This window comes from Pseudoduganella aquatica (assembly GCF_009857595.1).
Classification (GTDB): Bacteria; Pseudomonadota; Gammaproteobacteria; order Burkholderiales; family Burkholderiaceae_D; genus Rugamonas; species Rugamonas aquatica_A.
Genome location: NZ_WWCU01000027.1, coordinates 43392 through 56391 on the forward strand (window position 1 = coordinate 43392; position 13000 = coordinate 56391).

Sequence of the window (13000 nt, forward strand, 5' to 3'; positions counted from 1 at the left end):
CGTTCTAAACGCGATGATAAGGGTGGTTCTGCGTAATGGTCCACGCCCGGTACAGCTGCTCGGCCAGCATCACGCGCACCATCCCATGCGGCAGCGTCATGCTGGAAATGCGTATCAAGCCTTCGGCGCGCGCTTTCAGGGCCGGGTCCAGCCCGTCGGCGCCGCCGATCAGGAAGGCCGTGTCGCGCCCGTCCTGCTGCCACAGCTCCAGCTGCTGGGACAGGCCCACGCTGGTCAAGTCCTTGCCGCGCTCGTCGAGCGCAATGATGCGCACCGACTTGGGCAGCGCCGCCTCGATGCGCTCGCGTTCGAGCGCCATGGCGGTGGCGGCGGTCTTGCTGCCGGAACGCTCGACCGGCTTGATTTCCTTGAGCACGATGCGCAGCTCGGGCGGCATGCGCTTCGTGTATTCGGCGTAGCCGGACTCGATCCAGGCCGGCATCTTGTGCCCGACTGCGGCGATAATCAGCTGCACTGCGTCCCCGGCCTTATTCGGCTGCCGCTTTTTTCAGGCGCTTGATCACGGTCTTGGCCGGCGCTTCGGCAGCGGCCTTGAGCTTGGAGGCGACCTTGGCTTTTTCTTCGCGGTTGGCCTTGGTGGAAGCGGTCAGCGACTTGGTGGCGCCCACTTTCACTTTTTTGCCTTCCGGGATGGCCGGATCGATAGGCTCGGCTTTCTTGCGCGGCTTTTTCACCACGGCGTCGGTGTCGACCGGCGCGGCCTTCGGCTTGGCCTTGGTCACGCCAGGCTTGCGCGCAGGGACGGCTTTCTTCTCGATGACAGGCTCGGCGGCTTTCTCTTTCTTGCCGGCGGCCAGATGGCCCGACACTTTCTTCGGCGCGGCAGCTTCGGCGCCTTCGGTGGTGGACTTGCGCTTGGCCGCGCCCAGTTTCACCGGCTTGTCGCCCCAGATCTCTTCCAGGCGGTAGTAAGCGCGGATAGGCGCCTGCATGATGTGGACGATCATGTCGCCCAGGTCGACCAGCACCCATTCACCGGTGTCCTCGCCTTCCATGCCGATGACGTCGCCGCCGGCGGCTTTCACCTTGTCGCGCACCGAGGCGGCCAGCGCCTTGGTCTGGCGGTTGGAGGTGCCGGACACGATCGCGATGCGGTCGAACAGGCTGGTCAGGTGGGTGGTGTCGAACAGGGCGATTTCCTGGCCTTTAACGTCTTCCAGGGCGTCCACGACCAGGGTTTGCAGTTTTTTAATATCCATTATTCTTTGTAAAGATTATGTTGTTCAATATAGTCTAGCACTACCGGCGGAATAAGTAAGGCTGGCAAAGCCGGCCGCGTTCCGCGTTGTAATGCCGCACGAATGCCGGTGGCTGAGATGTCCAGCGCCAGATCGGGCGCCATGCACGTCAGTCCAGACGGCGATTTTCCTATTTGCTCCGGCGCAGCCGCGCGCCGGGCGAATTCTTGTGCCACTGCCGGCGGCAGGGCGTCCAGCCGGAAGCCGGGGCGGGCCGCCACGCACAGGTGGGCCAGCCCGAACAGCGCCTGCCAGTCATGCCAGGTGTCGAGCCGCTGCAGCTGGTCGGCCCCCATCAGGAAAGCGATGGACGCCTGCGGCCCCAGTTCGGCGCGCAGCTCGCGCAGCGTGTCGACCGTGTAGGTCGGCTGGCCGCGTTCCAGCTCGCGCCGGTCCACCGTCACCGGGAAAGGCTGGCCCGCGAAGGCCAGCGCCACCATCTCGGCGCGCTGGGCCGGCGTGGCTTTCAGCGCCGCCTTCTGCCAGGGCAGGGCGGGCAATACCACCAGCTCGTCGGCCTGCAGCAGGCGCATGAAATGCGCGCCGAGGGCAACGTGGCCGTTGTGGACCGGATCGAATGTGCCTCCCAGCAGGGCGATGCGGCGGGCCGGGGCGGGCTGCATGGCATCGGGCACCGTGTGCACTACGCCAGCCAGTCGCGGTGCGGCAGGAAGTCGGTGTACAGCGCCGCTTCCGGCGAACCGGGCTCGGGGTGCCAGTCGTAGCGCCATTTCACCACCGGCGGCATCGACATCAGGATGGCTTCGGTGCGTCCGCCCGACTGCAGGCCGAACAGGGTGCCGCGGTCGAACACCAGGTTGAATTCGACGTAGCGGCCGCGCCGGTAAGCCTGGAAGTCGCGCTCGCGTTCACCGTATGGGGTGTCCTTGCGGCGCGCCAGCACAGGCAGGTAGGCGTCCAGGAAGGCGTCGCCCACGCTGCGCACCATGGCGAAGCTTTGCTCGAAACCGGCGGCGTTGAAGTCATCGAAGAAGATGCCGCCCACGCCGCGCGCTTCCTTGCGGTGTTTCAGGTAAAAATAGTCGTCGCACCAGCGCTTGAAGCGCGGATGCAGATCATCGCCGAAGGGCGCCAGCGCGTTGGCGCAGGTCTGGTGGAAATGGCGCGCATCTTCCTCGAAGCCGTAGTAGGGCGTCAGGTCCATGCCGCCGCCGAACCACCACACCGGCGTGCCGTCGGCCGCCGTGGTGCTGAAGAAGCGCACATTCATATGCACCGTGGGCGCGTAGGGATTGCGCGGATGCAGCACCAGCGACACCCCGGTCGCCTCCCAGGCGCGGCCGCCCAGTTCCGGGCGGGCCGCCGCGGCGGACGGCGGCAGCGCCGCGCCCATCACGTGGGAAAAATTGCAGCCGCCGCGTTCCAGCACATTGCCCTCTTCCACCAGGCGCGAAACACCGCCGCCGCCTTCCGGACGCTCCCACGCGTCGCGCAGGAAAGGCGTGCCGTCCAGCGTCTCCAGCGCCTGCACGATGCGGTTCTGCAGCTCGAGCAGGTAATCCTTGACGGCGGCAGGGGAGGGCGAAGACGACATTCGGCGGCGGGAAAAGAAATTGAAGGACGGGATTGTAACATGGGGTCAGTTCTGTCATCGCGTCATGCACTGGAGCATGACGCGATGACAGAACTGACCCCGGTGGTGGTGCTTAGTGTTTCAGGCCGCGCCAGCCGATGTCGCTGCGGTACTGCATGCCGTCGAAGTGGATCTTGTCGACCGATTCGTAGGCCTGCTTTTGCGCCATCTTGATGCTGTCGCCCAGGCCGACCACGCACAGCACGCGGCCGCCGCTGGTGACCAGCTTGCCTTCCACGTCGGCGGTGCCGGCGTGGAAGGTGACCGATTCCGGCGTCTCGGCCGGAATGCCGTCGATGATGTCGCCCTTGACCGGGCTGTCCGGGTAGCCGGCGGCTGCCAGCACCACGCCCACTGCGGTGCGGCGGTCCCATTCCAGTTCCACCGCGTCCAGCGTGCCGTTGACGGCGTGTTCCATCACCGTCAGCAGGTCGGTCTTCAGGCGCGCCATGATGGGCTGGGTTTCAGGGTCGCCCATGCGGCAGTTGAATTCCAGCGTCTTCGGGTTGCCCGCCGCGTCTATCATCAGGCCGGCGTACAGGAAGCCGGTGAAGGGGATGCCGTCCTTGTGCATGCCCGCGATGGTGGGGTTGATGATTTCGCGCATCACGCGCGCGTGCATGGCCGGGGTCACGATGGGGGCCGGCGAGTAGGCGCCCATGCCGCCGGTGTTCGGTCCCTGGTCGGCGTCCTGCAGGCGCTTGTGGTCCTGCGAGGTGGCCAGCGGCAGGATGTTCTTGCCGTCGCACATGACGATGAAGGACGCTTCTTCGCCGGCCAGGAATTCTTCGATCACGATGCGCGCGCCGGCGTCGCCGAAGCGGTTGTCGGCCAGCATGTGGTCCACCGCCTGGTGCGCTTCTTCCAGCGTCAGCGCCACGACCACGCCCTTGCCGGCGGCCAGGCCGTCGGCCTTGATGACGATGGGCGCGCCCTTGGCGTCCACGTAGGCGTGGGCCAGTTTCACGTCCGAGAAGGTCTGGTATTCGGCGGTGGGGATGCCGTGGCGCTGCATGAAGGCCTTGGCGAAGTCCTTCGACGATTCGAGCTGGGCCGCTTCGCGGGTGGGGCCGAAGACTTTCAGGCCGCGCGCGCGGAACAGGTTGACGATGCCGCCGGCCAGCGGGGTTTCCGGGCCGACCACGGTCAGGGCGATGTGTTCGCTTTCAACAAAGGCGGCCAGCTCGTGCAGGTCGGTGATGTTGATGTTTTTCAGGCGCGCGTCCAGCGCGGTGCCGCCGTTGCCGGGGGCAACGTAGACCATCTGCACGCGTTCCGATTGGGCCAGTTTCCAGGCCAGGGCGTGTTCGCGGCCGCCCGAGCCGACTACCAAAATTTTCATAAGACCGTTTCCGAATGTAAAACTGGGAAAGCGGCCCTGCGGCCGCTTGAAATGCTGCAGGCCGCGATCAGTCTTCGATCAGGGCGTTGGAGTAGACTTCCTGCACGTCGTCCAGGTTCTCCAGCGCGTCGAGCAGCTTTTGCATCTTGAGCGCGTCGTCGCCGGTGAACACGGTTTCGGTGGCGGGCTTCATGATGATCTCGGCCACTTCGGCCTTGAAGCCGGCCGCTTCCAGCGCGTCCTTGACGGCGGAGAAGTCGTGCGGGCCGCAGATGACCTCGAAGCCGCCTTCCTCGTCGGCCACCACGTCTTCGGCGCCGGCTTCCAGCGCCGCTTCCATCAGCTTGTCCTCGTCGGCGCCGGGCGCGAACAGGAACTGGCCGCAGTGCTTGAACATGAAGGCCACCGAGCCTTCGGTGCCCATGTTGCCGCCGTATTTGTTGAAGGCGTGGCGTACTTCGGCCACGGTGCGCACGCGGTTGTCGGTCATGCAGTCGACAATGATGGCCGCGCCGCCGATGCCGTAGCCTTCGTAGCGCACTTCCTCGTAGTTGGCGCCGTCCTCGCCGCCGGTGCCGCGCGTGATGGCGCGCTGAACATTGTCCTTGGGCATATTGGCGTCGGCCGCCTTGTCCACCGCCAGGCGCAGGCGCGGATTGGTGTTGATGTCGCCGCCGCCCATGCGTGCCGCGACGGTGATCTCCTTGATCAGGCGGGTCCAGATTTTGCCGCGTTTCGCGTCCGTTGCGGCCTTTTTATGCTTGATATTGGCCCATTTGCTGTGTCCAGCCATGTTCAATCTTCCTTCGACGGTATGCCAGTGAGGCCGGTATTTTAACATAAGGCCCCCCTGAAAACGCGCCTGGCGGGCCGGCCTAGCCGTAAGGCGTGTAGGCGAAGCCGTCGCCGATAGTGACGGCGAGCTGGGCGTAGTTTTCGCCGCTGTCGGCGAAGCCCAGCAGCACGTCCTCGCGGGTCACGCCCAGCTTGAGCACGCCGGTCCAGTAGTCGAAGCCGGCCTGTTCGTAGGGGCGGTGCAGCACGTTCTGGTAGAGCTGGGCGACAAAGGTCTCGTTGCTGAGCTTGGCGCCGTAGCGGTCCGTGAATTCCTGGCTGCCGATAAAGCTGGAGGCGATGCCGCGCATGGCCAGGCCCTGGTCGGCCATGGCGATCCAGTAGCCCAGGCCCACCAGGTCGGGCTGGCGGTCGAACGCGGCCTGGTACAGGCGGTAGACCAGGCCGCCGGTCTCGCCCGCGCCCACGTCCAGCGCCACCATGGTGTCGCTGAATTTAAGCCGTTCCATGGTGCTCAGCGTATCGACGCCGTCGGCGCCGGTCTTGTCGCTCAGCACCACCGCGCCGTTCTGGCGCTGCAGCGTGTAGCCGGCGCGCGCGCCGGCGTAGCTGGCGGTGTCCAGCCCGGCGCCGCCGTCCATCCTGTCGTTGCCTGCGCCGCCGGTCAGCACGTCGTTGCCTGCCGCGCCGGCCAGGCGGTTGTCCAGCGCGTTGCCGGTCAGGCGGTCGTTGCCTGCGCCGCCGAAGCCGTTTTCAATATCGCTGCCGAAATTGATGGTGACCTGGCCCGGCGCCGTGATGGTGGCGGCCTTGGCGCCGATGTGGCTCCAGTAGCCCGCTTCCAGGTAGAGCGTGAGGTCCTGCTTCAGGGCGCTGCCATCTATGGTGTCGCTGCCGCCGCCGTCCCAGATCATGCTGGAGGCGCCCGCGTCGAGCGCGTACACCGAGTCGCCCGCATGGGCCTGCGGCGCCACGCCGTACAGGGCCTGCAGGGCGGCGATGTCGAAGGGCGCGTAGACGTGGTAGCTGTCGCTGCCGCTGCGGTCCTCTGTGTAGCTCATGACGGTGACGCTGGTCTTGTCCTCCGCCGCCGGCAGCACGGCGGGCGGCAGGTCGAAGGGGTGTTTCAGGCCCAGCGAGTGGCCCAGTTCGTGCAGCAGGATGCGCCACATTTCCTTGCCGTTGTCGGTGCTGGGCGTCTCGGTCCACTTGGTGCTGCCGACCATCAGCACCGACGCGTGCCCGCCGTAGATGCTGGCCGCGTAGCCGCCCGAGGTGGGCTGGCGGTTGTAGCCGAAGACGATGCTGTAGGGCGTGTCGGCGGAGGCGGTTTCCACGAAGCGCACATTGAGCAGCGAGCTGGCGTAGGCCATCGCTTGCAGGGCGTAGCTTTTCTGTTCCGCGTTGAAGGGATGGAAGCCGTCCAGGTCGGTGGTGGTGAAGAAGCTGGCCGCAGCCTGGGCGAAGCTGTAGTACACCACGTGCTGCACGGTGTTGGCCGTGGTGAAGGCCGATTCGTAGGTCAGCGCGTCGATCCAGTAGGGCAGCTTCTGCACGCCGGGCGCCCAGGTCCATTGCTCCACGGCGCTGTTGGTCTTGTACCAGTCGGCGTAGATCACGCCCTTGTCCTGGCCGCTGCTTTCCTGGATGCGGTCCAAGCGGCTGCGGATGATATAGCTGTCGTCGCCGCTGCCGCCCAGCAGCAGGTTGGCGCCGGCGCCGCCGTCCAGCGTGTCGTCGCCGTCCTCGCCCCACAGCTCGTCGTCGCCGTCGCCGCCGTAGATGGTGTCCTTGCCGGCGCCGGCGTAGAGCTTGTCGTTGCCGGCGCCGCCGCTCATCACGTCGTCGCCGGCTTCGCCGAAGACTTCATCGTCGCCGTCGCCGCCGGACACGGTGTCGTTGCCGCCGCGCGCGTAGAGCTTGTCGTTGCCGCTGCCGCCGTCGATCACGTCGTTGCCTTCGCTGCCGAAGATGGTGTCCTTGCCGGCGCCGCCGTTCAGGATGTCGCCCAGCAGGTCGGGCAGGAAGGTGCCGGTGGCGTTGTCGTACAGCTGGCCGCTTTGCAGGTAGTCGTCGCCGTCGCCGCCGTCGAGCTTGTCGGTGCCGCCGCCGCCGTCCAGGGTGTCGTTGCCGGCGCCGCCGTAGACGGTGTCGTTGCCGCCGTAGGCATACAGCTTGTCGTTGCCGTCGCCGCCGTCCAGCGTGTCGTTGCCGGCGCCGCCGTACAGGGTGTTGTCCAGCGCGCCGCCCAGCAGGAAGTCGCCGCCGTTGCCGGCCTGGACGGAACCGGAGGCGGTGTACAGCAGGCGGCCGCCGCCGGACAGCGTGACTTTCAGCTGGTCCAGCTGCAGCGCCGCGCCGCCCGGTCCCCGCAGCGTGAGCGCGCCGAGCGCGGCCGCGTCCAGCACCAGGGCGCCGTTCAGCGTCTGTGCCCGCAGCGCGCTGGCGGCGATGCCGCTGGCGTCTATGCTGTCGCCCGCGGCGAAGGTGATGGTCTTGGTTTCGCCGGGCTGCCAGGTATGGATGGTCATTGCAATGTAGAAATAATTCCTCGAGGATACACGTTACCATATTGCTAACGCTTAGTCCAGCGCCGGGCTCAGCGCCATACGTTGTTTGGCCTTACAATCCACGCATGACAAATGTATCGCCACTCTCCCGTCCGCAATATCTTGGCGGACTCGCCATCGCCGTAGGCGGCGCGGTGCTGTTCTCCACCAAGGCCGTGGTGGCCAAGCTGCTCTACCGCTACCATATCGACGCCGTCACCCTGATCGCCTTCCGCATGATCTTCTCGCTGCCGGTGTTCGCCGCCGTGGCGCTGTGGAAGATGCGCACCGAAGCGCCGCTGAGCCCGGCAGACCGCTGGCGCCTGGTGGGCCTGGGGCTGATCGGCTACTACCTGTCCAGCTTCCTCGACTTTCTCGGCCTGCAGTACATCTCGGTGGGCCTGGAGCGGCTGATCCTGTTCCTCACGCCCACCTTCGTGCTGATTATTTCCACCCTGTTCCTCAAGCAGCACATCAGCCGCAAGCAGTGGCTGGCGCTGGCCCTGTCCTATGCGGGCATTGTGCTGGTGTTCCTGCACGACCTGAAGGGCGGCGGGCCGGACATCGGCCTGGGCTCGCTGCTGGTGCTGGGCTCGGCCAGCTCCTATGCGCTCTATCTGCTGTTCTCGGGCGAGATGGTCAAGCGTCTCGGCTCGCTGCGCCTGGTGGCCTACGCCATGTGCGTGTCCAGCGTGGCCTGCATCGCCCAGTTCTTTGTCCTGCGCCCGGCCGGGCTGCTGATCCAGCCCATGCCGGTGTACTGGCTGTCGCTGGCCAACGGCATCTTCTGCACCGTGCTGCCGGTGTTCATGACCATGACCGCGGTGCAGCGCATTGGCGCGGGCACGGCCTCGCAGGCCGGCATGATAGGCCCGGTCTCCACCCTGTTCCTCGGCGCGCTGATACTCGGCGAGCCGGTCACCGACTGGCAGCTGGGCGGCACCGCGCTCGTGCTGGCCGGGATATATTTGCTGTCGAAAAAATAGCCCTTCAACCTTTACGATGGATGCCTTATGAAGCCCCGCATTGCCCTGATCGCGCACGACAAGAAAAAAGACGACATGATTAAGCTGGCCGCCGAATACCTCGGCTTCCTCCAGACCTGCACCCTGACGGCCACCGGCACCACCGGCGGCCGCCTGGCCAACGAGCTGGGGCTGGCGGTGGACCGCAAGCACTCCGGTCCCTTCGGCGGCGACCTGCAGATAGGCTCCATGCTGGTGGAGGGCGGCATCGACGCGGTGATCTTCCTGCGCGACCCGATGACCCCGCAGCCGCACGAACCGGACATCAATGCGCTGGTCCGCGCCTGCGACGTGCACAATGTGGCTTGCGCCACCAATTTATCGACGGCGCACCTGGTACTGTCCCAACTGCAACTGACGCAACAGTAAGGAGCCGGCATGAGCAAAGCGATACGCATGACCCGCACTGGCGGGCCGGAAGTGATGGAGTATGTGGACGTTGAGGTGGGCGCGCCCGCCCCCGGCGAGGCGACCGTGCGGCACGAGGCCATCGGCGTCAACTTTATCGATGTGTATTTCCGCACCGGCCTGTATCCGCAGCCGCTGCCGGCCGGCCTGGGCATGGAAGGCGCGGGCGTGGTGGAGGCGGTGGGCGAGGGCGTGACGGAAGTGAAAGTGGGCGACCGCGTGGCTTACGCTGGCCGGCCCAACGGCTCCTACGCGCAGGTGCGCAATATGCCGTCGGCGCAACTGCTGGTGCTGCCGGACAAGATCGATTTTGAAACCGGCGCGGCCATGATGCTGCAAGGCCTGACGGTGCAGTACCTGCTGCACCGCACCGTGGCCCTGAAGGCCGGCGACACCGTGCTGTTCCACGCGGCGGCCGGCGGCGTGGGCCTGATCGCCTGCCAGTGGGCCAAGGTGATGGGCGTGAACCTGATCGGCACCGTGGGTTCGGACGAGAAGGCGGCGCTGGCCATCGAGAACGGCGCGGCGCACGTGATCAACTACAACAAGGAAAACTTCACCGAGCGTGTGCGCGAGATTACCGGCGGCCAGGGCGTGTCGGTGGTTTACGATTCGATCGGCAAGGATACGTTCTTTGGTTCGCTCGACTGCCTGGCGCCGCTGGGCACCATGGTCAGTTTCGGCAACGCGTCCGGCCCTGTGCCGCCGTTCAGCCTGAGCGAGCTGCAGTCGCGCGGCTCGCTGTTCGTGACGCGGCCCACGCTGATGTCGTACGCGGCCAAGCGCGAAGACCTGGAGGCCATGGCCCAGTCGCTGTTCGGCGTGGTCAGCAGCGGCGCGGTGAAGGTGCCGGTCATGCAGCGCTATAATCTGGCGGATGTGGGGCAAGCCCACATCGACCTGGAGTCGCGCAAGACGACAGGCTCCTCTATTTTGCTGCCATGAACGATATGAATTCAGAAGACCACACCAGCGACGACGACGGCAACCCCAAATTCGGGCGCCTGCTCGCCGTGCTGGTGAGCGCGGTGCTGCTGGTGGTGGCGATTACCTTCGCTTCCGAGGCTTACTTCAGCTGAGCCGGCGGGTTACGCGCGTTCCGCGCTAACCCGCCCTACGCAGCAATCCAGCAAGCCGGACCATCGTAGGGCGGGTTAGGCGCGGAGCGCCGTAACCCGCCGTGCACGCCGGCTTATCGCCCTACCGGCACGCCGTCGGCGCTGAGCACGCTGACTTCGCCCCAATTGAGCGAACGCACGCCCGCCTCGATCTTGCGCAGGTCGCCAATCACGATCCACACCACTTCATCCGGCTTGATGAACTTGGCCGCCGCATTGGCCAACTGCTGCTCGCTGAGCGCGCGGGTGCGGGCGGCGTAGCTGCTCCAGTGGTCGTCCGGCAGCCCCAGGTTCAAGGTGGTCAGCGCCGCGCTTTCCAGCGACTGGATGGTCTCGAAACGCCCGCTCAGGCGCGACGTCACCGTGCGCATGATGCTGGTGTATTCCTCACCCGTAATCGGACGCGCGCCGGCGATGTCCTTGATCTCCTTGGCGATCTCCTGCATCGACTCCTTGGTCTTGTCGGTCTGCACCGGCGCCACCACGAAGAAGGGACGCTGGCCGCGCGTGGCCGCGATCTGGCTGCTGGTGCCGTAGCTCCAGTGCTTGTCCAGGCGCAGGTTGCGGTTCAGGCGCGCGGTGGCCATGCCGCCGAAGTTGGTCATCACCGGCTCCAGCGCCAGGTCTTCCGGCTGGCCTTGCGTCTGCGAGATATGGGCCGCCATGATGGTCGATTGCGGCGCGTCCGGCTTGTCGATCAGGAAGATGCGCTTGCCTTGCGTGACCGGCGCGGTGACCAGCGCCTTGGCCGGCGCCTTGCCCGCTTTCCATTTGCCGAACGAGGCTTCCAGCATGGGTTTCAGCTGCGCCAGCGTGGTGTCGCCCGCGACCACGATGGTGGCGCTGCCCGGCTTGAACCAGTTGGCATGCCATTTCACCACGTCTTCGCGGGTGATAGCGGCCACGGTCTGCTCGTAGCCGCTTTGCGGACGGCCGTAGGCGCTGTCCGCGCCGTACAGCACCACCGGCATCACGCGCTGCACCAGCGCCGATGGCTGGGCTTTTTCCTGTGCGATTTCCTGCACGCGGCGCTCCTTGGCCAGCGTGAACTGGTCGGCCGGGAAGGTGGGCGTGAGCGCGGCTTCGGCCATCAGCTGCAGCGACGGCGCCAGGTTGGCGGTGGTCGCTTGCAGGCGGGTGATGGACTGGTCCTGCGTGGTGCCGCTGCGCAGGCGGCTGCCCAGCGAGTCCAGCGCTTCGGACAGCTGGAAGGTATTGTGCTTGGCCGTGCCCTTGTCCAGCAACTCCATGGTGAGCGAGGCCAGGCCGGCCTTGTCCTTGCTGTCCGAGGCGGCGCCGGCGTCGATGGCCAGCGCCACGCTGACGATGGGCGCGGAGTGGCGTTCCAGCAGCATCACGTTCACGCCGTTGGACAGCGTGGTGCGTTCGATGGCGGGGAACTTCACGTCCGGCGCCTCGCCCAGCGCGGGCAGCAGCTTGCGGTTCAGCGTGGACTTGGCGGCGGCCAGCTTGGCGAAGGGCTTGACCGTCATGGTGTAGTGGTTGGCGCGCAGCCACTGGTTGGCGGTGGCCTTGATTTCGGCCGGGGTGGCCTTGGTCATCACGTCCAGCTGGGCCATGTGGGCGTCCGGCGTGCCGCCGTAGGTCTGGTTCTCGGCCAGCTGGTTGGCGCGGCTGCCGATGCGCTCCATCTCGCGCGACAGGGAAGCCAGCTTGATGGTGCGCACGCGCGCCAGCTCTTCGGCGGTCGGGCCTTTTTCAAGCAGCTCTTTCACCGCCGCGTCGATGTCGCGTTCCACTTCGGCCTGGTCGGCGCCCGGCTTGAGCGTGGCGACGATCTGGAAGGTGCCGGCGATCTCGCCGCCGCGCGCAAAGGCGCTCACGCCGGTGGCCGTGCCCTTGTCGTACACCAGGCGCTTCACCAGGCGCGAGCTCTTGCCGCTGGCCAGCACGTCGGCCAGCAGGTCCAGGTGCTGCTGCTGCGGGTCTTTCCAGGCCGGCGCGTGCCAGGCGCGGTAGATGCGCACTTGCGGCACCTGGTCTTCCATCTCATCGCGGATGTTGCGGTCCAGCGCGGGGATCCAGGTCTCGGTGCGCGGCAGGGCAGGGCCGGGGGCGATGCCGTCGAAGTACTTCTTCACCAGCTCCAGCGCGCGTTCGGGCGTGATGTCGCCGGCCAGCGAGATGACGGCGTTGTTCGGGCCGTAGTAGGTCTTGTACCATTCCTTGATGTCGTCCAGCGAGGCGGCGTTCAGGTCGTCCATGCTGCCGATGGTGGTCCAGGAATACGGGTGGGAATACGGGTACATCTTGGCCGGCTGCTCAACGCGCACGCGGCCGTAGGGCTGGTTCTCGCCCTGGCGTTTTTCGTTCTGCACCACGCCGCGCTCGCGCTCCAGCATTTCCTTGGAAATGTAGTTGGCCAGGAAGCCCATCCGGTCCGCTTCCAGGTACAGCGTGCGCTCCAGCGCGGATACCGGCACGTCTTCAAAGAAGTTGGTGCGGTCGGTGTTGGTGGTGCCGTTGCGGTTGCTGGCGCCCAGGTCGTCCATCGCTTCGCGGAAGCCGTGCGGGTAGTTCTCGGAACCGTTGAAGAAGAAGTGCTCGAACAGGTGGGCAAAGCCGGTCTTGCCGCGCTTCTCGTTGCGCGAACCCACGTGGTACCACATGTTCACGGCCACCACGGGCACGTTGTGGTCTTCATGCACGATCAGCGTGAGGCCGTTCTGCAGCACGAACTTCTTGTAGTTCAGGGCGTAGGGCTTGAGGTCGATGGCTGGCGCGGCCTTGGCCGGCTTGGCCGTTTCCGCGGCAGTGGAGGGAAGGGTCTGCGCAAAGCAGAGTGCAAGCGCGAGCGCCAGTTTGGTCTTCATCGGTCACCTGTTGTAGTTTTGAATAAAAAGATGCGCGAGCGGGGTTGCCGTCGCGCATGCTGTCTTTATTCTAACA

12 protein-coding genes are annotated in these 13000 nt (G+C 66.0%); 4 read left to right on the forward strand and 8 right to left on the reverse strand.

Annotated features, from left to right (window positions below; translation table 11 throughout):
* Positions 1-4: 4 nt before the first annotated feature.
* The 7 genes from rlmH to GTP77_RS20875 form a co-directional block, all read right to left on the reverse strand.
* Complete coding sequence (gene rlmH / locus GTP77_RS20845; RefSeq protein ID WP_161074074.1) at positions 5-475, reverse strand: 23S rRNA (pseudouridine(1915)-N(3))-methyltransferase RlmH; 471 nt, start codon at positions 473-475, stop codon at positions 5-7.
* 13 nt (positions 476-488) lie between these two features.
* Complete coding sequence (rsfS, locus tag GTP77_RS20850; protein ID WP_161074075.1) at positions 489-1220, reverse strand: ribosome silencing factor; 732 nt, start codon at positions 1218-1220, stop codon at positions 489-491.
* Positions 1220-1882 (reverse strand): nicotinate-nucleotide adenylyltransferase, encoded by a 663-nt coding sequence (locus GTP77_RS20855; RefSeq protein WP_161074076.1) that lies wholly within the window; start codon positions 1880-1882, stop codon positions 1220-1222. Before GTP77_RS20855 ends, rsfS begins: the two co-directional genes overlap by 1 nt.
* A 20-nt stretch (positions 1883-1902) precedes the next feature.
* Positions 1903-2814 (reverse strand): oxygen-dependent coproporphyrinogen oxidase, encoded by a 912-nt coding sequence (gene hemF, locus GTP77_RS20860; protein WP_161074077.1) that lies wholly within the window; start codon positions 2812-2814, stop codon positions 1903-1905.
* A gap of 112 nt (positions 2815-2926) precedes the next feature.
* Positions 2927-4195: a phosphoribosylamine--glycine ligase gene (purD, locus tag GTP77_RS20865; protein ID WP_161074078.1), complete on the reverse strand. Its 1269-nt coding sequence runs from the start codon at positions 4193-4195 to the stop codon at positions 2927-2929.
* A gap of 67 nt (positions 4196-4262) precedes the next feature.
* The gene (locus GTP77_RS20870) at positions 4263-4988 is read right to left on the reverse strand and encodes a YebC/PmpR family DNA-binding transcriptional regulator (protein ID WP_161074079.1); all 726 of its coding nucleotides are present in this window, start codon (positions 4986-4988) and stop codon (positions 4263-4265) included.
* An 82-nt stretch (positions 4989-5070) separates the two neighbouring features.
* Positions 5071-7521 carry a DUF4214 domain-containing protein gene (locus GTP77_RS20875; RefSeq protein WP_161074080.1) on the reverse strand — a complete coding sequence of 817 codons (2451 nt, stop codon included), beginning with the start codon at positions 7519-7521 and terminating at the stop codon, positions 5071-5073.
* Between the two features lie 104 nt (positions 7522-7625).
* Here GTP77_RS20875 and GTP77_RS20880 point away from each other — a divergent pair, with 104 nt between their 5' ends.
* Genes GTP77_RS20880 through GTP77_RS30900 form a run of 4 tightly spaced genes read left to right on the forward strand, consistent with a single transcriptional unit; the run spans position 7626 to position 10051 of the window.
* Positions 7626-8525: a DMT family transporter gene (locus tag GTP77_RS20880; protein ID WP_161074081.1), complete on the forward strand. Its 900-nt coding sequence runs from the start codon at positions 7626-7628 to the stop codon at positions 8523-8525.
* A gap of 27 nt (positions 8526-8552) precedes the next feature.
* Entirely contained in the window at positions 8553-8933 is a 381-nt protein-coding gene (locus GTP77_RS20885; RefSeq protein WP_161074082.1) for a methylglyoxal synthase, read from the forward strand.
* Between the two features lie 9 nt (positions 8934-8942).
* Positions 8943-9917 (forward strand): quinone oxidoreductase family protein, encoded by a 975-nt coding sequence (locus GTP77_RS20890; protein ID WP_161074083.1) that lies wholly within the window; start codon positions 8943-8945, stop codon positions 9915-9917.
* A gap of 5 nt (positions 9918-9922) precedes the next feature.
* Positions 9923-10051, forward strand: a complete 129-nt coding sequence (locus GTP77_RS30900) for a hypothetical protein (protein ID WP_260048874.1) — start codon at positions 9923-9925, stop codon at positions 10049-10051.
* A 113-nt stretch (positions 10052-10164) separates the two neighbouring features.
* Here the strand turns inward: GTP77_RS30900 and GTP77_RS20895 are convergent, their stop codons facing one another.
* Positions 10165-12924, reverse strand: coding sequence for a M16 family metallopeptidase (locus GTP77_RS20895; protein WP_161074084.1), 2760 nt, complete (start codon positions 12922-12924; stop codon positions 10165-10167).
* Positions 12925-13000: the final 76 nt, after the last annotated feature.

Coding starts and splice junctions, on each gene's coding strand:
- GTP77_RS20875 (WP_161074080.1), bottom strand. CDS start 7,521: ATGACCATCCATACCTGGCAGCCCGGCGAAACCAAGACCATCACCTTC.
- GTP77_RS20895 (WP_161074084.1), bottom strand. CDS start 12,924: ATGAAGACCAAACTGGCGCTCGCGCTTGCACTCTGCTTTGCGCAGACC.
- purD (WP_161074078.1), bottom strand. CDS start 4,195: ATGAAAATTTTGGTAGTCGGCTCGGGCGGCCGCGAACACGCCCTGGCC.
- GTP77_RS20880 (WP_161074081.1), top strand. CDS start 7,626: ATGACAAATGTATCGCCACTCTCCCGTCCGCAATATCTTGGCGGACTC.
- GTP77_RS20885 (WP_161074082.1), top strand. CDS start 8,553: ATGAAGCCCCGCATTGCCCTGATCGCGCACGACAAGAAAAAAGACGAC.
- hemF (WP_161074077.1), bottom strand. CDS start 2,814: ATGTCGTCTTCGCCCTCCCCTGCCGCCGTCAAGGATTACCTGCTCGAG.
- GTP77_RS30900 (WP_260048874.1), top strand. CDS start 9,923: ATGAATTCAGAAGACCACACCAGCGACGACGACGGCAACCCCAAATTC.
- rsfS (WP_161074075.1), bottom strand. CDS start 1,220: ATGGATATTAAAAAACTGCAAACCCTGGTCGTGGACGCCCTGGAAGAC.
- GTP77_RS20855 (WP_161074076.1), bottom strand. CDS start 1,882: ATGCAGCCCGCCCCGGCCCGCCGCATCGCCCTGCTGGGAGGCACATTC.
- GTP77_RS20870 (WP_161074079.1), bottom strand. CDS start 4,988: ATGGCTGGACACAGCAAATGGGCCAATATCAAGCATAAAAAGGCCGCA.
- GTP77_RS20890 (WP_161074083.1), top strand. CDS start 8,943: ATGAGCAAAGCGATACGCATGACCCGCACTGGCGGGCCGGAAGTGATG.